1 pseudogene is annotated in these 368 nt (G+C 63.9%); it reads right to left on the bottom strand.

The features are described 5' to 3' along the window. Positions 1 to 64: 64 nt before the first annotated feature. Positions 65 to 368 (bottom strand): annotated as a pseudogene (locus QN347_RS19570) (thiazole synthase); the annotation flags it as partial.

Below are 368 nucleotides of genomic sequence, written 5' to 3'. Positions count from 1 at the left end.
CCGCTGGGATCATGACCGGCAAACACCAACACGCAGGGACGCTGCGGCGCAGGCTGAGGAGCACTCATCCGACCACCCGCCCGGCCATCGGCGACGAGGGCGAAGCGGCAAATTTGCGCGCCATGCGTCCGGCCAAAAACGCTTCGCGCCCGGCCTCGACGGCCAAGCCCATCGCGCGTGCCATGCGCAGTGGCTCACGCGCCAAAGCGATAGCACTGTTCATTAACACGCCATCGCAACCAAGCTCCATCGCCAGTGCCGCATCAGACGCCGTACCGACACCGGCATCGACCAGCACCGGTACCGTAGCCTGTTCGATGATGAGCGACAAATTCCACGGATTAAGTATGCCCATGCCGGAGCCGATC

The sequence above is a fragment of the Sphingomonas sp. 10B4 genome (assembly GCF_035019905.1).
Taxonomy (GTDB): Bacteria; Pseudomonadota; Alphaproteobacteria; order Sphingomonadales; family Sphingomonadaceae; genus Sphingomonas; species Sphingomonas glacialis.
This window is presented reverse-complemented; position numbering and strand designations above follow the sequence as displayed.